This is a genomic window from Pseudomonas sp. EA_65y_Pfl1_P113, from assembly GCF_963970525.1.
GTDB classification, from domain to species: Bacteria; Pseudomonadota; Gammaproteobacteria; order Pseudomonadales; family Pseudomonadaceae; genus Aquipseudomonas; species Aquipseudomonas tritici.
Window position 1 is genome coordinate 130,489 of record NZ_CAXAQM010000011.1, and the last position, 20,927, is coordinate 151,415.

At 62.3% G+C, this 20,927-nt stretch carries 23 protein-coding genes and 1 pseudogene; 21 read left to right on the forward strand and 3 right to left on the reverse strand.

All coding sequences use genetic code 11. The features are described 5' to 3' along the window. Positions 1-20 precede the first annotated feature (20 nt). Positions 21-1,484: a protein adenylyltransferase SelO gene (gene selO, locus AACY52_RS13020; protein ID WP_339427268.1), complete on the forward strand. Its 1,464-nt coding sequence runs from the start codon at positions 21-23 to the stop codon at positions 1,482-1,484. Between the two features lie 5 nt (positions 1,485-1,489). Here selO and AACY52_RS13025 read toward each other — a convergent pair whose 3' ends face one another. Both AACY52_RS13025 and AACY52_RS13030 read right to left on the reverse strand, forming a co-directional pair. Continuing rightward, on the reverse strand, positions 1,490-1,891 hold the full coding sequence (locus AACY52_RS13025; protein ID WP_339415827.1) for a transcriptional regulator: 402 nt from the start codon (positions 1,889-1,891) through the stop codon (positions 1,490-1,492). Continuing rightward, a pseudogene (locus AACY52_RS13030) lies at positions 1,888-2,183 on the reverse strand (type II toxin-antitoxin system HigB family toxin). The gene AACY52_RS13025 and the pseudogene AACY52_RS13030 overlap by 4 nt, the downstream one beginning before the upstream one ends. Before the next feature lie 235 nt (positions 2,184-2,418). Here AACY52_RS13030 and trxC point away from each other — a divergent pair. Further along, positions 2,419-2,853, forward strand: a complete 435-nt coding sequence (gene trxC, locus AACY52_RS13035) for a thioredoxin TrxC (RefSeq protein ID WP_339415583.1) — start codon at positions 2,419-2,421, stop codon at positions 2,851-2,853. A 124-nt stretch (positions 2,854-2,977) separates the two neighbouring features. Here trxC and AACY52_RS13040 read toward each other — a convergent pair whose 3' ends face one another. Next, on the reverse strand, positions 2,978-3,748 hold the full coding sequence (locus AACY52_RS13040; protein WP_339560541.1) for a ParA family protein: 771 nt from the start codon (positions 3,746-3,748) through the stop codon (positions 2,978-2,980). Positions 3,749-4,052: 304 nt separating this feature from the next. Here AACY52_RS13040 and AACY52_RS13045 point away from each other — a divergent pair, with 304 nt between their 5' ends. The 19 genes from AACY52_RS13045 to AACY52_RS13135 are packed head-to-tail and all read left to right on the forward strand — an operon-like array spanning position 4,053 to position 20,927. Next, a complete protein-coding gene (locus AACY52_RS13045; protein ID WP_339415581.1) occupies positions 4,053-4,772 on the forward strand; it encodes a beta-ketoacyl synthase chain length factor in 720 nt (239 codons plus the stop codon). Then, positions 4,748-5,560 (forward strand): 1-acyl-sn-glycerol-3-phosphate acyltransferase, encoded by an 813-nt coding sequence (locus AACY52_RS13050; protein WP_339427271.1) that lies wholly within the window; start codon positions 4,748-4,750, stop codon positions 5,558-5,560. The genes AACY52_RS13045 and AACY52_RS13050 overlap by 25 nt, the downstream gene beginning before the upstream one ends. Then, positions 5,538-5,807 (forward strand): phosphopantetheine-binding protein, encoded by a 270-nt coding sequence (locus tag AACY52_RS13055; RefSeq protein WP_339427272.1) that lies wholly within the window; start codon positions 5,538-5,540, stop codon positions 5,805-5,807. Before AACY52_RS13050 ends, AACY52_RS13055 begins: the two co-directional genes overlap by 23 nt. Positions 5,808-5,816: 9 nt before the next feature. Beyond that, on the forward strand, positions 5,817-6,071 hold the full coding sequence (locus tag AACY52_RS13060) for an acyl carrier protein (protein ID WP_003187949.1): 255 nt from the start codon (positions 5,817-5,819) through the stop codon (positions 6,069-6,071). After that, complete coding sequence (locus tag AACY52_RS13065; protein WP_339415578.1) at positions 6,068-6,613, forward strand: hypothetical protein; 546 nt, start codon at positions 6,068-6,070, stop codon at positions 6,611-6,613. The genes AACY52_RS13060 and AACY52_RS13065 overlap by 4 nt, the downstream gene beginning before the upstream one ends. Continuing rightward, positions 6,610-8,280: an AMP-binding protein gene (locus AACY52_RS13070; RefSeq protein ID WP_339415577.1), complete on the forward strand. Its 1,671-nt coding sequence runs from the start codon at positions 6,610-6,612 to the stop codon at positions 8,278-8,280. Before AACY52_RS13065 ends, AACY52_RS13070 begins: the two co-directional genes overlap by 4 nt. Continuing rightward, on the forward strand, positions 8,273-9,007 hold the full coding sequence (locus AACY52_RS13075; RefSeq protein ID WP_339415576.1) for a glycosyltransferase family 2 protein: 735 nt from the start codon (positions 8,273-8,275) through the stop codon (positions 9,005-9,007). The genes AACY52_RS13070 and AACY52_RS13075 overlap by 8 nt, the downstream gene beginning before the upstream one ends. Further along, positions 9,004-9,939, forward strand: coding sequence for a glycosyl transferase (locus AACY52_RS13080; protein ID WP_339415575.1), 936 nt, complete (start codon positions 9,004-9,006; stop codon positions 9,937-9,939). The genes AACY52_RS13075 and AACY52_RS13080 overlap by 4 nt, the downstream gene beginning before the upstream one ends. Continuing rightward, complete coding sequence (locus AACY52_RS13085) at positions 9,923-11,464, forward strand: aromatic amino acid ammonia-lyase (RefSeq protein ID WP_339415574.1); 1,542 nt, start codon at positions 9,923-9,925, stop codon at positions 11,462-11,464. The genes AACY52_RS13080 and AACY52_RS13085 overlap by 17 nt, the downstream gene beginning before the upstream one ends. Further along, entirely contained in the window at positions 11,457-11,885 is a 429-nt protein-coding gene (locus AACY52_RS13090; RefSeq protein WP_339427274.1) for an acyl-CoA thioesterase, read from the forward strand. The genes AACY52_RS13085 and AACY52_RS13090 overlap by 8 nt, the downstream gene beginning before the upstream one ends. Beyond that, complete coding sequence (locus AACY52_RS13095) at positions 11,879-12,562, forward strand: outer membrane lipoprotein carrier protein LolA (RefSeq protein WP_339415572.1); 684 nt, start codon at positions 11,879-11,881, stop codon at positions 12,560-12,562. The genes AACY52_RS13090 and AACY52_RS13095 overlap by 7 nt, the downstream gene beginning before the upstream one ends. After that, positions 12,552-14,864: an MMPL family transporter gene (locus AACY52_RS13100; RefSeq protein WP_339415571.1), complete on the forward strand. Its 2,313-nt coding sequence runs from the start codon at positions 12,552-12,554 to the stop codon at positions 14,862-14,864. Before AACY52_RS13095 ends, AACY52_RS13100 begins: the two co-directional genes overlap by 11 nt. Positions 14,865-14,897: 33 nt before the next feature. Beyond that, on the forward strand, positions 14,898-16,145 hold the full coding sequence (locus AACY52_RS13105) for an NAD(P)/FAD-dependent oxidoreductase (RefSeq protein WP_339427276.1): 1,248 nt from the start codon (positions 14,898-14,900) through the stop codon (positions 16,143-16,145). Continuing rightward, complete coding sequence (locus AACY52_RS13110) at positions 16,142-16,876, forward strand: class I SAM-dependent methyltransferase (protein ID WP_339415569.1); 735 nt, start codon at positions 16,142-16,144, stop codon at positions 16,874-16,876. The genes AACY52_RS13105 and AACY52_RS13110 overlap by 4 nt, the downstream gene beginning before the upstream one ends. Then, a complete protein-coding gene (locus AACY52_RS13115) occupies positions 16,873-17,355 on the forward strand; it encodes a hypothetical protein (protein ID WP_339415568.1) in 483 nt (160 codons plus the stop codon). Before AACY52_RS13110 ends, AACY52_RS13115 begins: the two co-directional genes overlap by 4 nt. Then, entirely contained in the window at positions 17,352-18,518 is a 1,167-nt protein-coding gene (locus tag AACY52_RS13120; RefSeq protein WP_339415567.1) for a beta-ketoacyl-[acyl-carrier-protein] synthase family protein, read from the forward strand. Before AACY52_RS13115 ends, AACY52_RS13120 begins: the two co-directional genes overlap by 4 nt. Then, positions 18,515-18,976, forward strand: a complete 462-nt coding sequence (locus AACY52_RS13125; protein WP_339415566.1) for a hotdog family protein — start codon at positions 18,515-18,517, stop codon at positions 18,974-18,976. Before AACY52_RS13120 ends, AACY52_RS13125 begins: the two co-directional genes overlap by 4 nt. Continuing rightward, the gene (gene fabG, locus AACY52_RS13130; RefSeq protein ID WP_339415565.1) at positions 18,973-19,701 is read left to right on the forward strand and encodes a 3-oxoacyl-ACP reductase FabG; all 729 of its coding nucleotides are present in this window, start codon (positions 18,973-18,975) and stop codon (positions 19,699-19,701) included. Before AACY52_RS13125 ends, fabG begins: the two co-directional genes overlap by 4 nt. Next, positions 19,701-20,927, forward strand: coding sequence for a beta-ketoacyl-ACP synthase (locus tag AACY52_RS13135; RefSeq protein ID WP_339415564.1), 1,227 nt, complete (start codon positions 19,701-19,703; stop codon positions 20,925-20,927). Before fabG ends, AACY52_RS13135 begins: the two co-directional genes overlap by 1 nt.

The window sequence follows — 20,927 nt, forward strand, 5'->3', positions numbered from 1 at the left end:
CATTCTGCTGGAGATGGCCGGTGAAAGCCCTCGACGAACTGACCTTCGACAACCGCTTCGCACGCCTGGGCGACGCGTTCTCAACCCACGTACTGCCTGAACCCCTCGACGCACCGCGTCTGGTAGTGGCGAGTAACGCTGCCATGGCATTGCTCGACCTCGACCCGGCCGTGGCCGAAACGCCGGTGTTTGCCGAGCTGTTTGGCGGGCACACGCTGTGGGCCGAAGCGGAGCCACGGGCGATGGTCTATTCCGGGCATCAGTTCGGTGGCTACACCCCGCAATTGGGCGATGGCCGTGGGTTGTTGCTGGGTGAGGTGTATAACGAGGCCGGCGAGCACTGGGACCTGCACCTCAAGGGTGCCGGTATGACGCCTTACTCACGCATGGGTGATGGGCGCGCCGTGTTGCGGTCTTCGATCCGCGAGTTTTTGGCCTCCGAAGCGCTGCATGCGCTGGGTATCCCCAGCAGTCGCGCACTGTGCGTGATCGGCTCCGATACCCCGGTGTGGCGTGAGAAGCAGGAACGCGGCGCGATGGTGCTGCGCATGGCGCCGAGCCATATCCGCTTCGGGCATTTCGAGTATTTCTATTACACCAAAAAGCCCGAACAGCAGGCGCTTTTGGCCGAACACGTATTGAACCTGCATTACCCCGAGTGCCGCGAACAACCAGAGCCTTACCTGGCCATGTTCCGCGAAATCGTCGAGCGCAACGCCGAATTGATCGCCAAGTGGCAGGCGTATGGCTTTTGCCATGGCGTGATGAATACCGACAATATGTCGATCCTGGGCATCACCTTCGACTTCGGACCGTTTGCGTTTCTCGATGACTTTGATGCGCACTTCATCTGCAACCACTCCGACCATGAAGGACGTTACTCCTTCAGCAACCAAGTGCCGATTGGGCAGTGGAACCTCAGTGCATTGGCACAGGCGTTGACGCCGTTTATCAGCGTCGACGCCTTGAAAGAAACGCTTGGGCTGTATCTGCCGTTGTATCAGGCGAATTACCTGGATTTGATGCGTCGCCGCATGGGGCTGACCACCGCTGAAGACGATGACCAGAAGCTGGTGGAGCGCTTGTTGCAACTGATGCAGAACAGTGGCGTTGATTACACGCTGTTCTTCCGCCGCCTGGGAGATGAGTCGGCGGCGCTGGCCGTGGCACGACTGCGCGACGACTTCGTCGACCTCGCCGGGTTTGATGCCTGGGCTGAGCTGTACAAGGCCCGCGTTGCGCGGGATGGGGAATATAGCGAAGAGCAGCGCCGCAAGCGGATGCACGCGGTGAACCCGCTGTACATCCTGCGCAACTACCTCGCGCAGAACGCAATCACTGCGGCCGAGTCGGGCGATTACAGCGAGGTGCGGCGACTGCACGAGGTGCTGAGCAAGCCGTTTGGGGAGCAGCCTGGTATGGAGCAATACGCACAGCGGCCGCCAGATTGGGGCAAGCATTTGGAGATTAGTTGTTCGTCGTAAACGCCTCAGATAAAGGTTTCTACTGATACGCCGAAGCGTTCAGCCAGCCAACGAATTTGCCGTATGTTGAGTTGGCGCTTTCCGCTCAACACCTCAGAGACGACCGATTGGGCGCCGACGCCCGGCAGGTCGCTCTGAGTGAGATTGTGTTCGCGCATCATGTATCGCAGCACATCGGCGCCGCTGGCGACGGGCATTGGGCGATGCTCATGATCGTAGGCTTCGATCCAGTCGCTGAGGATATCTACCAAGCTCATCAGCGGACTGTCCTCATTTTCGCCGATCAGGCTCAATAACTCGTCCAACCCACATACCAGAGCGTCGTAGTCTTCCTCGTTTTCTGGTTTGCGCATCACGGGTGAAACAAATTGCCAGTGTTCGGCAGCTACTCGCATAAGCGCGCTCATCTGTTGTTTTCCTTCCATTTATCTTTCTCATAGTCGCGGTGATCAAGCAGATGCTTGATGTAGATGCGCTGCGCCCGATACTCCACGCCAGCAATCAACCTCAAGTTGTTGCCTCCAATATCGAAAATGTGAAACTCCCCGACCTTATCCGTGGCAGGGAACATGGCTTTCATCGCCGCGAAATCTTTGGGGTAATTTCGCCTCATTACCCGATACCACTGATCCAACGCTGTTGCTGAACGTGGCCACTTTTCCTTCGCTTCCCAGATCCTTTCTCGCTGATCACTCGCATGCAACATCCTTATCGCATCTTGCTATGAAGGTTAAACCCGAATTCCGAATATCTCAATTTGCGATAATCGCAAACAGACCGATGGTTCAAAACAGAACAGGCTCTGACAGCCTAGACAGCTGCCCACATCAGCACGGGCAAAACTGTGAGTGGATGAGTCCCCCCTCTCCCCGCCTTGATAAACACCTCGCCCGACTCCAGATACAGTCCATTGGCCACATCGAAGGAGCCCACCATGTCCGAACCTCTTGTAATCCCCTGCCCTCATTGCAACGGCCTCAACCGCATCCCCGGCGAACGCCTGAGTGACGCGCCCAAATGCGGGCGCTGCAAGCAGCCGGTGTTGTTGAGCAAGCCTTTCGAGTTGAAGCAAGGCGACTACGCCAGCCAGATCAAGGGCGACCTGCCCTTGCTGGTGGATGTGTGGGCCGACTGGTGCGGGCCGTGCAAGTCATTCGCGCCGGTGTTTGAGCAGGCCGCTGGGCAGCTGGAGGGCAAGTGCCGGTTGGCAAAGCTCGACAGTGAGGCCAATCAGCAGTTGTCGGCGCAGTTGGGGATTCGTTCGATTCCCAGCTTGATTCTGTTCAAGAATGGCCGCGAAGTGGTGCGTCAGAGCGGGGCGTTTCCGTTGCCGCAGTTGATGAGTTGGTTGCGTAGCCAGGGCGTCTAAACACGGTCGAATGTGGGAGCTGGCTTGCCTGCGATGACGGTGTGTCAGGCATTCTCTCTATTGAATGCTCCGGCCTCATCGCGGGCAAGCCCGGCTCCCACAAGGTTCTACGTTGCCTTTCAGGTCACGCGTTTTCCAGCAGGTTATGCAATTCCACAAACTGCTGCGTCAGCTTATGCCGAGGGTCGAGATGGATCAGCGGCTTGTTCTCCTGATGCGACTCACGCATGCGCACGGAGCTGGTCAGGTACACCGACAGCACCGGCAACCCTTCTGCAATCAACTCATCGAGCATCTGCTGCGGCAAGCTCGCACGCGCCTGGAACTGGTTGACCACGATACCTTCCACTTCCAGGCCTTCGTTGTGGTCTTCCTTCAATTCTTCGATTTCAGCCAGCAGGCCGTACAGTGCCTGGCGGGAGAAGCTGTCGCAATCAAACGGTATCAGCACGCGATCGGCAGCAATCAGCGCCGAAACCGCATAAAAATTCAGCGCCGGCGGCGTATCCAGGTAAATCCGGTCGTAGTCTTCGCTCAGTTCGTCCAACAGCTTTCGCAGCTTGTTGATCTTGTGCTTGGCTTCAAGCTTGGGCTGCAGGTCTGCCAATTCCGCAGTGGCGGTGATCACATGCAGGTTGTCGAAAGGGGTTTCGTAGATATCGACTTTGTTTTTCTTGGAGAACGGCCCGGAAGACAGGGTTTGCTTGAAAAAATCCGCGATACCCATGGGGATGTCGTCGCCGGTCAGCCCGGTGAGGTATTGGGTTGAGTTGGCTTGTGCATCGAGGTCCACCAACAGGGTTCGATAGCCTTCACTGGCGCTGACCGCCGCCAGGTTGCAGGCGATGCTGGACTTGCCAACGCCGCCTTTTTGATTGAACACCACGCGCCGCATGGAAAAACCTCCGTGTATCAATGAATGCAGGAGTGTAGAGGGCTTAAGCGAATGTTCGCTACCTCGTTCATCCATCCCCGACAAACGAACAGGAAGGGCCCGACAATCCAAATCGGCGTGGGGTAAAGGACAATCTGTAAATCATCCCAACCAAATTGTTATCAGCCGTGAACAATTTTTTACCAATATTTGCTAGAACCCCACGGCACCCGGATAATGCGCGCCATTCGGCTATTGCTCCCTGTCCCGGTATTCGGGGCCACAAGTCGCACATGGAAGCCCGCAGGGGCGGGATACTTTCTCAGTGATCACTTTCAACATCGCCCAATGGCGCGCCTGGGCCCCTGGACTGGAAAGCACGGATGAATGGCGTGCCTGGTGCCAGGCCCCGGTGTCTCTGCCTGTCAGCGAAGCCTGCCCCGACGTCTCGTTCCTGCCAGCCATGCAACGCCGCCGGCTGAGCCGCCTGGCGCGCATGGCGTTCAGCGTAGGCTGGCCGCTGGCCGAGGGCTTGCAGGACTTGCCACTGGTGTTTGTTTCCCGGCATGGCGAGACCCCGCGCACCCTCGACATTCTCAGCGACCTGGCCAACGACCAGCCACTGTCGCCAACCCAGTTCAGCCTGTCGGTGCATAACGCGGTGATTGGCCTGTGGTCGATCCTGCGCAATGAAACCAGCGAAATGACCGCCCTCGCGGCCGCGGGCGATGGCCTGGAACACGGCATGCTCGAGGCCGCCGCGCTGCTCAACGAAGGCGCGCCGGCCGTTTTGCTGGTGATTACCGAAGAACTGCCGCCCGAGGCCTACGCCAGCTGGATCGTTGACGCACCCTTTCCTTACGCCCTCGGCCTGTTGCTGACACCGGGCGACGAGTGGCAGTTGGAACTCAGCACCCGCACTGTCCAACTCACTCAAACCCAGTGGCCCCATGCCCTGAACCTGCTGCGCACCCTGCTCACCGAACAGGTCGCCTGCCAACATGCCTGGAAGAACCGCGTATGGAACTGGCAACGCAAACCCTGAACGACAAACCGCGAGACGCCTACTATTGGCGTCTGTTCGCCACCGCTGCCAGTTTCGCGCTGTTTGGCTTCGGAGGGCTGTGCCTGCGGTTGCTGGTGTTTCCCCTGCTCAGTTGCCTGCCAGGCAGCGCAGCAAGCCACAGGCGCCGCGCCCGCCACACCATCAGCTGGCTGTTCTGGTTCTTTATTCGCTTGATGCAACGCGCCGGCGTGCTGACCTATAGCGTCGACGGCGCGGAAAAACTCGGGCGCCCGGGCCAGATGATCATCGCCAACCACCCGTCGCTGATCGATGTGGTGTTTCTGATCGGCCTGGTGCGCCAGGCCAATTGCGTGGTCAAGCAGAGCCTGTGGCAGAACCCCTTTACCCGCGGGCCAGTGCGCGACGCGGGCTACATCAGCAACGACGGCAGCGCTGAAATGCTCGATGCCGCCGCCGATGCCCTGCGCGCAGGCCAGACCCTGATCATTTTCCCCGAGGGCACCCGCACCACACCCGGCGCGGCGCCTGCCTTTCATCGCGGCGGCGCCGCCATTGCGCTGCGGGGTGCGACAATCATCACCCCCGTGGTGATCAAGGTCAGCCCCACGACGCTGACCAAGGCCGAACCCTGGTATCGCATCCCGAAATGCCGCGTGCACTTCAGTTTGCGGGTGGGTGCCGATATAGAACCACAGGCGTTCGCAACACTGGGCCCCGCGCCCCAAGCCTCACGCAAGCTCAACGATTACCTGCACGACTATTTTTTTAAGGAGCTCGCCGAAGATGAGCGACAGACACTGCCTTGAGCACGACATAAAGATGCTGATCATCGAGGCCCTGGGCCTTGAAGACATCAGCGTCGACGACATCGGTAGCGAGCAAACCCTGTTCGGCGAAGGCCTCGGCCTGGATTCGGTAGACGCCTTGGAACTGGGCCTGGCAATCCAGAAAAAGTACGGCATCAAGATCGATGCCGACGCCAAGGACACCCGCAATCACTTCACCAACGTGGCCAGCCTTGCGGCGTATGTCACGGACAGACAGGCAGCTTGAGACCGGACCATGCAAACTCGTGACGATATCTTCAACACCTTGCGCGATGCCTTGGTGGAACTGTTTGAACTGCCGCCGGAACGCGTCACCCTTGACGCCAACCTGTACCAGGACCTGGAAATCGACAGCATCGACGCCGTCGACTTGATCGACCATATCAAGCGCCAGACCGGCAAGAAGATCGCCGCCGAAGAATTCAAGGCGGTACGGACCGTGAACGACGTGGTTGAGGCGGTTTACCGTCTGGTCCAGCCGGCCGCATGAGCCGGCTGATCGGCCTTGGCCTGTTGCTGGCGGGGCTGCTGTACCCATTTGCGGTGTATTACGGCACCGAGCACTTTGCACCGTGGCAATTCGGCCTGCTGCTGGGCGGCCTGTGGCTGCTGCGTGGGCTGACCGGTGCCCGACGCCCCGGCAGCCGCTGGATGGCGTTGGCGATCATCGTGTTTTGTTTAGCGCTGGCCTGGTTCGATAACCCGCAACTGTTGCGCTGGTACCCGAGCCTGGTCAGCGCGTTCATGTTGTCGCTGTTCGGTTTGAGCCTGAAATACGGCCCACCGATGGTCGAGCGCCTGGCGCGCATGACCGATCCGGTGTTGCCGCCCCACGCCATTGTGTATACCCGCCAGGTTACCGTGGTGTGGAGCGTGTTTTTTCTGTGTAATGGCCTGCTCGCCACTGCCCTCACCCTGTGGGCGCCGCTGAGCTGGTGGACGTTGTACAACGGCTTGATCGCCTACGGGCTGATGGGGCTGTTGTTTGCCGTGGAATGGCTGGTACGACAAAGGGTTCGAGGCCGCGTATGAATGGGTTGAAACTTGAGCACTTGCTGCTTGAGCCGCTGCAACAGCGTTTGGTCACCACCGAGCCTGAGATGAGTCATGCACAGCTGTGGGAGCAGTCCCTGAGCCTGGCGGCGGGCCTGCAAGCGCGGGGTACCCAGCGCCTGGCCGTGTACCTGGAAGATGCCGGCCTGCTGGCAATTGCTCTGCTGGGCGCATGGCGGGCCGGGGTCAGCGTGCTACTGCCCGCCGATTTGCAACCTCAAACCCGCCAACGCTGGGACGAGTCCGTTGATGCCTGGCTGACCGAAGCGGCTGACCTGGACGCGCTGTTTCAAACACCACTGCGCCCAGCCGCCCTTGATCTGGACAGCTGCCAACTGAGCCTGTGCACCTCCGGCTCCAGTGGCGAACCCAAGCGCATCGACAAGACGCTGCGCCAGCTGGCTAACGAAGTTGAGGCGCTGGAAACCCTGTGGGGCCCGGACCTTAAAGACGCCTGCATCATCGGCAGCGTGGCCACTCAACATATCTACGGCTTGCTGTTCCGAGTGCTCTGGCCGCTGTGCGCCGGGCGCACCTTTGTGCGCAAGCAGTTGGCTTTCCCTGAAGACATGCAGCGCGCGAGCCGCGAGCACGGACAATTTGCCTGGGTCGCCAGCCCAGCACTGCTCAAGCGCATGGGCGATAACCTCGACTGGCCGGCACTGAGCCAGGTGTCGCGGGTGTTTTCGTCCGGCGGCGCGCTGCCAGTGGACGCTGCCGGCAGCCTTTACGACCGTTTGCAGCAGTGGCCCACGGAAATCCTCGGCAGCTCGGAAACCGGCGGCATCGCCTGGCGCCAGGGTGCGCAGCCTTGGCAGCCGTTTGCCGACGTGCAACTGAGTCAGGATGCAGACGGCGCGCTGCGCATCGCCTCAAAGTATCTGCCTGAAGGGCATATCGAACAGACCGCCGACGCCGCGCGCATTCACGCCGATGGCCGTTTCGAACTGCTGGGCCGCTTGGATCGCATCGTCAAACTGGAAGAAAAACGTATTTCCCTGCCCATGCTAGAACACGCACTGATGGCCCATCCGTGGGTCGCCGAAACCCGCCTGGGCGTGGTGCAGGAAAACCGCGCCTCCCTCGGCGCCCTGGTGGTGCTGAGCGACGAGGGCCTGCATGCCCTGCGCAATCAGGGCCGGCGCACGCTCACCCAAACCCTGCGCCAACACTTGAGCCAGCATTGCGAAGCGCTGGCTCTGCCGCGTCGCTGGCGTTTGCTGAGGCAGTTACCGCTGAACAGCCAAGGCAAGCTGCCCCAGGCCGACGTCGAGTCGCTGCTGTTGGCGCCGCGCCCCAAGGCGCCCGACGTACTGGAGAAAGTCGAAGCCAACGGCGAATGGACCGCACAACTAAGCGTCCCGCCGGACCTGGCCTATTTCAGCGGGCACTTCCCGGTCACGCCGGTGCTGCCGGGCGTGGTGCAGGTGGAATGGGCGTTCAACCTGGGCCAGCAACTGCTCGATTTGCCGCCGACCTTTGCCGGAATGGAAGTGCTCAAGTTCCAGCAACTGGTACGCCCCGGCGACGCGATTGAACTGCACCTGCGCTTCGACCGGGAGCGCGGCAAGTTGTACTTCGCCTACCGCAACGGCGTCGCCGCCTGCTCCAGCGGCCGGATTTTGCTGAAGGCCGCGCATGCATAACCCGTGCGCCCTGATCCCGGTCTACAACCACGAAGCCGCCGTGCCGGCCGTGGTCCACAGCCTGTTGAACAGCGGCCTGCCCTGCCTGTTGGTGGACGACGGCAGCAGCCCCACCTGCGCGGCAGTGCTGGCGCAACTTGCCACCCTGGATAACGTCACCCTGCTCACCCTGCCCAACAACCAGGGCAAAGGCGGCGCGGTGATGGCGGGCTTTCGCGAAGCCGCACGCCTGGGCTTCAGCCACACGCTGCAAGTGGACGCCGACGGCCAGCACGACCTGCGCGAAGTCGAGACGTTTGTCGACACCTCGCGCAGGCACCCCGATGCGATTATCTGCGGCTACCCCGAATACGACGACAGCGTGCCCAAGGGCCGTTTGTACGCGCGCTACCTGACCCACGTGTGGGTGTGGATCAACACCTTGTCGCTGCAGATTCGCGATTCGATGTGCGGCTTTCGCGTGTACCCACTGGCGCCGGTGCTGGCGCTGATGGACTCGGCCTACATTGGTACGCGCATGGACTTCGACTCGGACATCCTGGTGCGCCTGGCCTGGCGCAACCAGCCGATGCGCTGGCTGCCAACCCAGGTGCACTACCCCGCTGACGGCTTGTCGCACTTTCGTTTGTTCCGCGACAACGTCCGTATCTCGGCCATGCACACCCGACTGTTCTTCGGCATGCTGATCCGTGCGCCGATGATCCTGTGGCGACGGTGGCAGGCATGAGCGATCGCAACAAACACTGGGCTGACCGTGATGAACGCGGCAGCTATTGGCTGATGAAGCTCACGGCCTTCGCCGCCAAGGTACTCGGCCGTCGGGTATTGAGCCCGCTGCTGTACGGGATCGTCCTGTACTTCTTCCTGTTCGGCCGCACGGCGCGCCAGAGCGCCTGGCAATACCAGCAGCGCCTGGCCGACTGGAGCGGGCGTGATGACCTGCGCCCCACCCACAGGAAAGTCTTCGGTCAGTTCATGGCGTTTGCGGACTCAATGCTCGATAAGCTCGACGTGTGGAACGGCAAATTGCGCCTGGAGCAGATCGACATTAACGACCCGGCGCAATTGCGCGGGCACCTGCGCGGTGAACGTGGGCAGATGCTGGTGGGTGCGCACCTGGGCAACCTCGAAGTGTGCCGCGCCCTCGCGGAGATCGGTGAAAAAGTCACCATGAACGTGCTGGTGCACACCAAGCACGCCGAACAATTCAACCGCCTGCTGGGCGAAGCCGGCGCGAGCCACTTGCGCCTGATCCAGGTCAGCGAGCTGGACCCGGCCACCATGCTGCTGCTCAGCCAGCGCCTGGACGACGGCGAGTGGCTGGCGATTGCCGGCGACCGCGTGCCGCTGCACGGTGGGCGCACGGTGCGCGTGGATTTCCTCGGCCATGACGCCGCCTTCCCCCAAGGCCCCTGGCTGCTGGCCGGCCTGCTCAAGTGCCCGGTGAACCTGCTGATGTGCCTCAAGCACAACAACCGCTATCGCCTGAGCATTGAACCTTTCGCCGAACGGGTCGAATGGAAACGCAACACCCGCGAGCAGGTCATAGCCCTGTGGACCGCGCGCTACGCTGCACGCCTGGGCCAGTTTTGCCTGGAAGCGCCCCAACAATGGTTCAACTTTTACCCTTTCTGGAAGACCGATGACGACGCATCTTGAGCCAGTAACCTTTGGCGAACGCGCTTTGCGCATCGAAGACGTGCTGGCCCTGGCCAATCGTCAGGTGCCCACCCAATTGCAAGACGATGCCGCGTATCGCCAGCGCATTGCCAAGGGCGCGCAGTTCCTCGACTCGCTGCTGGACAAGGAAGGCGTGATCTACGGCGTGACCACCGGCTACGGCGATTCGTGCGTGGTGGCGGTGCCGTTGCAGCACGTCGAGGCGCTGCCGCGTCACCTGTACACCTTTCACGGTTGCGGCCTGGGCAAGTTGCTCGACGCCCAAGCGACCCGCGCCGTGCTGGCCGCGCGTTTGCAGTCGCTGTGCCACGGCATGTCCGGTGTGCGCGTGGAACTGCTCGAGCGCCTGCATGCCTTCCTTGAACACGACGTGCTGCCGCTGATCCCGGAAGAAGGCTCGGTGGGCGCCAGCGGTGACCTGACGCCGCTGTCCTACGTGGCCGCGACCCTGTCCGGCGAGCGCGAAGTGATGTTCCGTGGCGAACGCCGCCAGGCTGCCGACGTGCACCGCGAGCTGGGCTGGGAACCACTGGTACTGCGGCCCAAGGAAGCGCTGGCGCTGATGAACGGCACCGCTGTGATGACCGGCCTGGCTTGCCTGGCCTTCGCCCGCGCCGACTACCTGCTGCAACTGGCCACGCGCATCACCGCACTGAACGTGGTGGCGCTGCAAGGCAACCCGGAACACTTCGACGAGCGCCTGTTCGCCGCCAAGCCGCACCCGGGGCAGATGCAAGTCGCCGCCTGGCTGCGCAAAGACCTGGCGATTGACGCACCGACCGCGCCGCTGCATCGCCTGCAAGACCGTTATTCGCTGCGCTGCGCACCCCACGTGCTCGGGGTGCTGGCCGACAGCCTGAACTGGCTGCGTTCGTTCATCGAGATCGAGCTGAACAGCGCCAACGACAACCCGATCATCGACGCTGAAGAAGAGCGCGTATTGCACGGCGGGCACTTCTACGGCGGGCATATCGCCTTCGCCATGGACAGCCTCAAGACCCTGGTGGCCAACGTCGCCGACCTGCTTGACCGCCAGCTCGCGCTGCTGGTGGACGTGCGTTACAACCACGGCCTGCCGAGCAACCTGTCCGGCGCCCCGGCTGACCGCGCGATGATCAACCATGGCTTCAAGGCCGTGCAGATCGGCACCAGCGCCTGGACCGCCGAAGCGCTGAAAAACACCATGCCTGCCAGCGTGTTCTCGCGCTCCACCGAGTGCCATAACCAAGACAAGGTGAGCATGGGCACCATCGCCGCACGCGATGCGATCCGCGTGCTGGAGCTGACCGAACAGGTCGCCGCCGCTACCTTGCTCGCCGCCAACCAAGGCGTTTGGCTGCGGGCCCAGGCTGAGGATGCACGCGCGCTGCCACCGGCATTGGCGGCGATGCACGAAGAACTCGCCAAAGATTTCCCGCCGGTCATCGAAGACCGTGCCCTGGAAGGTGAACTGCGCCTGTGCCTGCAACGCATCGCCGAGCAACACTGGAGGCTGCATGCGTAGCCCCGGCGTACTGCATTGCGACACCGAAATCCTGGTGCCGTTTTTTGACGTCGACACCATGAATGTCGTGTGGCACGGGCATTACGTGAAGTACCTGGAAGTGGCGCGCTGCGCGCTACTGGACCAGATCGGCCATAACTACACGGCGATGCTCGAGTCCGGCTACGCCTGGCCGGTGATCGACATGCAACTGCGTTACGTGCGCGGTGCTGTGTTCGGCCAGACCATTAACGTGCGCGCCAGCCTGGTGGAGTGGGAGAACCGCTTGAAGGTCAATTACCTGATCACCGACCTCGCCAGCGGCGAGCGTTTGACCCGTGCCAGCACCGTGCAAGTGGCCGTGGAAATCACGACCCGCGAGATGCAATTGGCCTCGCCAAAAGTATTCACAGACGCCATAGAAAGGGCCTTGAAATGCTGACCCCTGTGGGAGCGGGCTTGCCCGCGATGGACGTTAACGATAACGCGGGCCGCCTGACACTGCGCGGCGCTCTCAGGCTCTTCGCGAGCAAGCTTGCTCCCACAGGGGTTGCGCTGTTGCTGAGCTTTAATGCCCACGCCTTTGATCTGCAACAACTCAGCGATCAGCTTGCAAAACCCTCAGTGATCCACGGCAGCTTCACCCAGGAAAAACACCTGCGTGCCCTGCCCCAACCCTTGGTCAGCAAAGGCACCTTCGTCCTCGCCAAGGACCACGGCCTGCTGTGGCTGCTGAAAACCCCGCTGCAACAGGACTACCGCATCAGCGCACAAGGCATCGCCCGCCGCGACGCCAATGGCTGGCAACTGCTGCCAAACAAGAGTGCCGGCGCCGAGCAGAACCGTTTGTTCCTCGCCGTGCTCCAGGGCGACAGCAGCGGCTTGCAGCGTGACTTCGAATTGCAGTTGCACGGCGAGGCCAAGCAGTGGCAATTGACCCTGATTCCGCGCTCGCTGCTGCTCAAGCAAGTCTTCAACCGGATCAACATCGACGGTGGCGATCTTGTGCAAAAGATCGAATTGCTCGAAACCCAAGGCGACAGCACCGTGCTGCGCATGCAGGACAGCACTGCCAACCAGCCGTTGAGCGACGCGGAGCAACACGACTTTGCCCAGTGAGCGCCTGCTGCCGCGCCTTTTCCTGATCCTGCTGGTGGCGGTGCTTGCGCTGGCCGGCTGGCAGTGGCGCCACGGCGCGCCGTTGTCCGCCAACCTGATGGAGCTGGTGCCGGGCAACACGCCGGACGCCCTGGAGCAACAAGCCGAACAGCGCATGCAGGAACCGCTTAACCGCCAAATACTGGTGCTGGTGGGCCATGCCGACCGCCAACAAGCGGTCGCCGTGGCGCAACAATTGGGCGAGCGCTGGCAAGCCAGCGGGTTGTTTGAAAAAGTGCAGTGGAACCTGCAAGCCGACTTGCCGGCGCTACGCGAGCAATTGCTGCGCGGTCGCCTGGCGATGCTCTCGACCACGGACCGCGAGCAGCTGATCAACCAGCCCGACGCGTTTATCCAGCAACGCGTGCAAGCCCTGTTCGACCCCTTTACCGGGTTCAGCCTGGTGCCCAGCCAGGATGACTGGCTGGGGCTGACCGGGCGTATCCAGAACAGCCAACCGCAACAGGGCTCAGTGCAATTGGATATCGGCAGCGGCGCGTTGGTCGCCGACGCTGACGGCAAGCGTTGGGTGCTGCTGCGTGCGAGCACCACCGGCAATGCCTTTGACATGAACCTGCCGCTGCAAGTGGCGCAGTTGCTCCAGGCCAGCCGCGAGCAGGCAGGCCAGCAAGGCGCGCAACTGCTCGCCGCCAGTGGCTTGCTGTATGCGGCCAATGGTCAGCAGCAAGCCACGCGGGAAATCACCTGGGTCGGCGGCGGCGCTACCGTCGGCATCCTGTTACTGCTGTTGCTGGCGTTCCGACGCTGGCGCGTGTTGCTGGCTTTTGTGCCGGTGCTGGTGGGCATACTGTTTGGCGCGGTGGCCTGTGTGGCGCTGTTCGGGCACATGCATGTGATGACCTTAGTGCTCGGCTCCAGCCTGATCGGCGTGGCGGTGGATTACCCGCTGCACTACCTGTCGAAAAGCTGGAGCATGCGCCCATGGCGCAGCTGGCCGGCGTTGCGCCTGACCTTGCCCGGCCTGAGCCTGAGCCTGGCGACCAGTTGCATCGGTTACTTGGCGCTGGCGTGGACGCCGTTCCCGGCGTTGACACAGATCGCGGTGTTCTCCGCCGCCGGGCTGGTGGGCGCTTATTTGTCCGCCGTGTGCCTGTTGCCGGCGCTGCTCAAGGGCGTCGAGCTGCGCCCGGCGCAATGGCCGCTGCGTATCGCCGAAGGCCTGTGGCGGCTGCGCGCCTCGCTGCTCAAGCGCGTGCCGAGCCCGGTCTTGCTGGCGCTGCTGGTGCTGTTTTGCGCCGGTGGCCTGTGGCAGTTGAACAGCAAAAACGATATCCGCCAGTGGATCGGCGCGCCGCCGCAATTGCTGGAAGAAGCACAGGCCGTCGCGCGGATTACCGGGTTCCAACCCACCAGCCAGTTTTTCCTGGTGCGGGCGCAGGATCAGCAGCAGTTGCTGGAGCGCCAGCGCGCACTCGCGCAGCGCCTGGATCAATTGGTAAACATGGATAAGCTCAAGGGCTATCTGGCGCTCAATCAACTGGTCAGCCTGCCCGCCGAGCAGCAACAAGTGCGCGACGCCTTGAATAAACTGCCGCAGCACTGGCAGCCATTGCTGGACCTTGGCGTACCGGCCAGCGCCCTGCAAGCTGAGGTGAGGCAACTGCAAGCGTTGCCTACGCAAGATATCGACGCCGCACTGGCAGGCCCATTGGCCGAGCCTTGGCGCACCCTGTGGCTGGGCCCGGTGGACGGCGGCGTGGCAGCAATGGTTAGCCTGCAAGGCTTGAACAACCCGGCGCTGCTGCGGGTGCAAGCAGTGGATTTACCCGGCGTGCAACGGGTGGACCGCCTGGGCGACTTGAACCGCGTGTTCGCCGACACGCAAATCAGCGCCGCCGAATTGAAATTGATGTCGTGCGTGCTGATCGTGCTCTTGCTGATCCTGCCCTTCGGGTTTGGCGGTGCCTTGCGCATTGTCGCCCTGCCGCTGCTGGCGGCCCTGTGCAGCCTGGCCAGCCTCGGTTGGCTGGGCCAGCCGCTGACGCTGTTCAGCCTGTTCGGCTTGCTGCTGGTCACGGCGATCAGCGTCGACTACGCGATCCTGATGCGCGAGCAAATCGGCGGTCCGGCGGTCAGCCTGCTAGGCACATTGCTGGCGGCTATGACAACCTGGTTGTCGTTTGGCCTGCTGGCCGTATCCAGTACACCGGCAGTGAGTAATTTCGGCTTATCGGTCAGCCTGGGCCTGGCCTTCAGCTTTATGCTGGCACCCTGGGCCGGGCAACAGAGGCACGCCTTATGAATGTGATTAATGCCAATGTGGCAAGGAGCCCTCGTGCCCACAGTTGAAATGGAACGTCGCCAGGTGGTGGTGATCGGTGCCGGTCCGTCCGGGGCCATCGCCGCTGCGCTGTTAAAGCGCAAAGGCCATGATGTATTGATCATCGAGCGCCAGCATTTTCCCCGCTTCTCGATTGGCGAAAGCCTGCTGTCCCACTGCATCGACTTTATCGAAGAAGCCGGCATGCTCGACGCCGTACAGGCGGCGGGTTTCCAAGTGAAAACCGGTGCCGCATTCGCCTGGGGCGAGCGCTACAGCGCGTTTGATTTCAGCGATACGTTCAGCAACGGCAAGCCCACCACCTTCCAGGTGCAGCGCGGCGAGTTCGACAAGTTGCTGGCGGATCAGGCAGCCGTTCAGGGCGTAGAGATCCGCTACGGCGAAACCATCGTCGGTGTGGATTTCAGCGGCGAGTGCCGCTACCTGCACGTACGTCGCGAAAACGGCAGCGAGTACCACCTCAAGGCCAAGTTCGTGCTCGACGCCAGTGGCTACGGCCGTGTGTTGCCGCGCCTGCTGGACCTGGACGTACCGTCGACTTTTCCGGTGCGCCAGGCCGTATTCACCCACGTTGAAGACCGCATCGAACACCCGGGCTTCGACCGTACCAAGATCCTCGTAACCACCCACCCGACCCAGCGCGATATCTGGTTCTGGACCATCCCGTTCAGCGACGGCCGCTGCTCGGTGGGCGTGGTCGCGGCCAAGAGACATTTCGACGGCCGCGACGGCGACCTCGATGCCTGCCTGCGGGGCTTTATCGATGAAACCCCGAGCCTGTCCGGCGTGCTGCAAAACGCTGTGTGGGATACGCCGGCGCGCACCATCGGCGGCTATTCGGCCAACGTCAAAACCCTTCACGGCCCAGGCTTTGCACTGCTGGGCAACGCGGCGGAATTCCTCGACCCGGTGTTTTCCTCCGGGGTAACCATCGCCATGCGTTCGGCGAGCATGGCCGCCGGCGTGCTGCACCGTCAGCTCAAAGGTGAAACCGTCAACTGGCAGACCGAGTTTGCAGAGCCGTTGAAGCGAGGTGTCGATACCTTCCGCTGCTACGTCGAAGGCTGGTACGCCGGGACCTTCCAGGATGTGATTTTCCATCCGGACAGCTCGCCGGAGATTCGTCGGATGATCAGCGCGATCCTCGCCGGCTACGCGTGGGATGAACGCAACCCGTTTGTCAGCGAGCCCAAGCGACGGTTGCGCATGTTGTCGGAGATTTGTGCGAGTGAACCGGTATGAGCAGCCAGTATTTAAGTAAGAACTACGTCGAAGAAACCAAATTTGGCCTCTGGTTCCTGCGCAGTCACACCTGGCAGCATCGCGTGTTACGCGTGGCGATCAACGACTTGCGCAGCCTGTTCACGGAGCCATTGCCTGAGGCGCCGGTACTGCTGGACGCCGGTTGCGGTCAGGGCAAATCCTTCACGCTGTTGCAGCAGGTATTTGCGCCTTCACGGTTGATCGGCCTGGACGCAGACCCCCACAGCCTGGAGTTGTGCCAGGTTGAGGCCACGCGCCAAGGGTTGAGCGTCGAGCTGATCGGCAGCGACTGCGCCACCCTCGACGTGCCAGACGCCAGCGTCGACATCCTGTTCTGTCACCAGACCTTCCACCATCTGGTTGAACAGCACCGCGCCCTCAAAGAGTTCTATCGTGTACTCAAGCCCGGCGGCTATCTGCTGTTTGCCGAGTCCACCGAAGCCTATATCGACACCTGGGTCATCCGTTGGCTGTTTCGCCACCCCATGCACGTGCAGAAAAGCGCCGAAGAGTACTTGCAGATGCTCCGCGAGCAGGGCTTCGAGTTTGGCCCGCAGAACGTCTCGTACCCGTATTTGTGGTGGAGCCGCTCCAGCGACTTCGGCCTGCTCGAGCGCTGGGGCCTGCGCCAGGCGCCACCAGTGGGCCAGCGCGAAGAAACCCTGGTCAACTGCGTGGCACGCAAACCCCTGGCGAGTACTGCCCCATGATACGCATGCTGTTGATGGGCTGCCTGTTGCTGCTGAGTGCCTGCGCCAGCCAGCCACCGCTGCCCGAGAAAACGCCGGTCCTGGCCCTGCCGCTGCAGCTGCATGTGCAGCGCCTGGCCGACGGCCAGAGCCAGGACTGGCTGCTGGTGATCCAGCGCGAAGGCGCGGCGATTCGGTGGTCGATGATGGACCCGCTGGGCATCCCACAGGCCCGGCAAAAGCTGATCAATGGCGAGTGGCAGGCCGATGGCTTGCTGCCGCCCAATCCGCAGGCCAGGGAGCTGTTTGCCGCATTGCTGTTTGCGCTGACATCGGCAAATGACGTGCGCGCGCTTTACCCCAGCGCGCAGGCGATGGACCTGACGCGCACCCTGCCGGGGCATTGGCAGATCGTGTATCAATCGTCCGAGGTCTTCAGCGTGAACATGACGGGGAAGCCCTTGAGCTACCGCATCACGCCGCTCGGGGCTGCCCGATGACCGCCTACCTCAACGCCCTGGGCATAATCTGCGCCCTCGGCCGTGGCAAGGCCGAGGTCAGCCGCAGCCTGTTTGCCGGTGACTGCTCGGGCATGCGCGCCGAAAGCGGCTGGGTGCCGGAGCGCGTGCTGCCGGTGGCCGGTGTGCACGGCGAACTCGCCACCATCCCGCTAGAACTGGGCCAGCAGAGCAGCCGCAATAACCAGTTGCTGCTGGAAGCAGCGTTGCAGATCGAAGACGAGATCCGACAGGCGATCAATACCCACGGCACATCACGGGTGGGTATTGTGCTCGGCACCAGCACCTCGGGCATCGACGAAGCCAGTCGCGGGATTGCCCATTACCTGCGGGAAAACCAGTTCCCCGGCGACTACGACTACCAGCAACAGGAACTCAGCGCCCCGGCAAACTTCCTCGCGGACTGGCTGCAACTGAGTGGCCCGGCCTACGTGATCTCCACCGCCTGCACCTCCAGCGCCCGCGCGCTGATGAGTGCCCAGCGCCTGCTGGACCTGGGCGTGTGCGATGCAGTGATCTGCGGCGGCGTCGACAGTTTATGCAAGTTGACCCTCAATGGCTTTACCGCGCTGGATGCCGTGTCGAACGAGCGCTGCAACCCGTTTTCGGCGAACCGCAACGGCATCAATATCGGCGAAGCAGCGGTGTTGTTCCTGATGAGCAAGGAACCGGCGCCGATTGCCCTATTGGGCAGCGGCGCGAGTTGCGATGCGCACCATATTTCCGCGCCCGAACCCTCCGGCAAAGGTGCTCTGAAATCAATGTGCAAGGCGCTAACCAGCGCAAAGTTGCAGCCCGAACAGATCGGTTATCTGAACCTGCACGGCACCGCCACCCAGCATAACGACGCCATGGAAAGCCTGGCCGTCGCCAGCCTATTCCCGGAAGGCGTGCCCTGCTCGTCGACCAAACCCATGAGCGGGCATACCCTGGGCGCAGCCGGCGCCCTGGAAGCGGCGTTCTGCTGGTTGAGCCTGGTCCATAAGCGGGTGCCGCCGCATGTATGGGACGGCCAGCCCGACCCGGCACTGCCCGCCCTGCAGTGGGCGCAGGCCGCGCAAGCCCTGGAAAAACGCTGCCTGATGAGCAATTCGTTTGCCTTCGGCGGCAACAATGTCAGCCTGATTATCGGAGAGGCCCCATGATCGATTGGCCACTCGCCGAACTGCTGCCCCATGCCGGCGACATGATCCTGATCGACCAGGTGCTGTCGTTCGATGAAGAGCAGATTCACACCCGCGCGACCATCAAGCCCGGCGGCCTGTTCAACCGCCCGGACGGCAGCCTGCCGGCCTGGGTCGGCATCGAGTTGATGGCACAAAGCGTCGCCGCCTATGCCGGTTGCCGCGCCCGCCAGAAAGGCAAAGCGGTGGAACTGGGCTTCCTGCTCGGCACACGTAAGTTCGAGTGTAACGTGGAGCACTTCCCGGCAGACGCCGAGCTGACGATCCACGCCCTGCGCTCCCTGGAAGACGACAACGGCATGGGTGTGTTCGAATGCCACCTTACCGGCAGCGGTATCCAGGCCAGCGCCCGCTTGAATGTATTTCGACCGCCCCAGGCGGCCACCTATTTAGATGAATCGAAGGACGAAACGCCATGACTGAATCCGTACTGGTCACCGGCTCCAGCCGTGGCATCGGCCGCGCCATCGCACTGCGCCTGGCACAGGCCGGGCATGACATCGTGCTGCATTGCCGCAGTGGCCGTGCCGAAGCCTGCGCGGTACAGGCCGAGGTTGAAGCCCTGGGACGCCAGGCGCGGGTGCTGCAATTCGATGTGGCGGATCGCGCGACGTGCAAGGAAATCCTTGAAGCCGACGTAGAGCAACACGGCGCCTATTACGGCGTGGTGCTCAACGCCGGTCTGACCCGTGACGGTGCGTTTCCGGCGCTGTCGGAAGACGATTGGGATGTGGTGATGCGCACCAATCTCGACGGTTTCTACAACGTCCTGCACCCGGTGATGATGCCGATGATTCGTCGTCGCGCCGCCGGGCGCATTGTGTGCATCACCTCGGTTTCCGGGTTGATCGGCAACCGTGGCCAGGTTAACTACAGTGCCTCCAAAGCCGGGTTGATCGGTGCGGCCAAGGCCCTGGCCATCGAACTGGGCAAGCGTAAGATCACCGTCAACTGCGTCGCACCCGGCTTGATCGACACCGCGATGCTGGATGAAAACGTACCGGTGGAAGAGCTGATGAAGATGATCCCGGCGCAGCGCATGGGCACGCCTGAAGAGGTGGCCGGCGCAGTGAACTTCCTGATGTCGACCGAAGCCGGCTACATCACGCGCCAGGTCCTGGCGGTGAATGGAGGCTTGTGCTGATGAAACGCGTCGTAGTGACCGGTATGGCCGGCATGACCTCCCTGGGCGGTGATTGGGCGACCATTGCCGCCAACTTCCGCGCCAACCGCAGCGGCATCCGGCGCATGGACGAGTGGGACCGTTTTACTGAATTGAACACCCGCCTGGCCGGGCCAATCGACGATTTTGTCGTGCCCGCGCACTGGACGCGCAAGCAACTGCGCAGCATGGGCCGGGTGTCGCGCCTGGCGGTGTGGGCCGCGGAGCAGGCGTTGCAGGACGCCGGTTTGCTCGGCGATGAGTCGATCAAGGACGGGCGCATGGGCGTGGCCTGCGGCTCGTCCACCGGCAGCACCGACGAGATCAAGGCGTTCGGCAACATGCTGCTGAACTCGGTGGCCGAGGGACTGAATGCCAACTCCTACGTGCGCATGATGCCGCACACCACGGCGGCGAATATCAGCATCTTCTTTGGCCTCACCGGACGGCTGATTCCTACGTCAAGCGCCTGCACCAGCGGCAGCCAAGGCATCGGCTATGCCTATGAGGCGATCAAGTTCGGCCGCTTGCCATTGATGCTCGCCGGCGGCGCCGAAGAACTGTGCCCCACCGAAGCCATGGTGTTCGACGCGCTCTACGCCACCAGCCTGAAAAACGACGCGCCGCAAACCAGCCCACGCCCCTATGACAGCGGGCGCGATGGCCTGGTGATCGGCGAAGGCGGCGGGATGCTGGTGCTCGAAGAACTGGAACACGCCCTGGCGCGGGGTGCGCATATCCACGCCGAGCTGGTGGGCTTTGGCAGCAACGCCGACGGCCAGCACACCACGCGTCCGGAGCAGAAAACCATGCGCCGCGCGATGGAACTGGCCCTGGAAGATGCCGGGCTTGAGCCTTCCGCGATTGGCTACGTGAACGGTCATGGTACTGCCACCGACCAGGGCGACATCGCCGAGACGCAGGCCACCAGCAGCCTGTTCGGCGCCCGCATGCCCATCAGTTCACAGAAGAGCTTTCTCGGTCACACCCTGGGTGCGTGCGGCGCACTGGAGTCGTGGTTCAGCATCGAGATGATGAACCGCAACCAGTACGTACACACCTTCAACCTGGATTCAGTGGACCCGCAATGCGGCGAGCTGGATTACCTGCAAGGTGAATTCCGCGAGATGCACAACGATTACGTGATGAACAACAACTTTGCCTTTGGCGGCGTCAACACCTCGCTGATCTTCCGCCGCTGGTCCTGA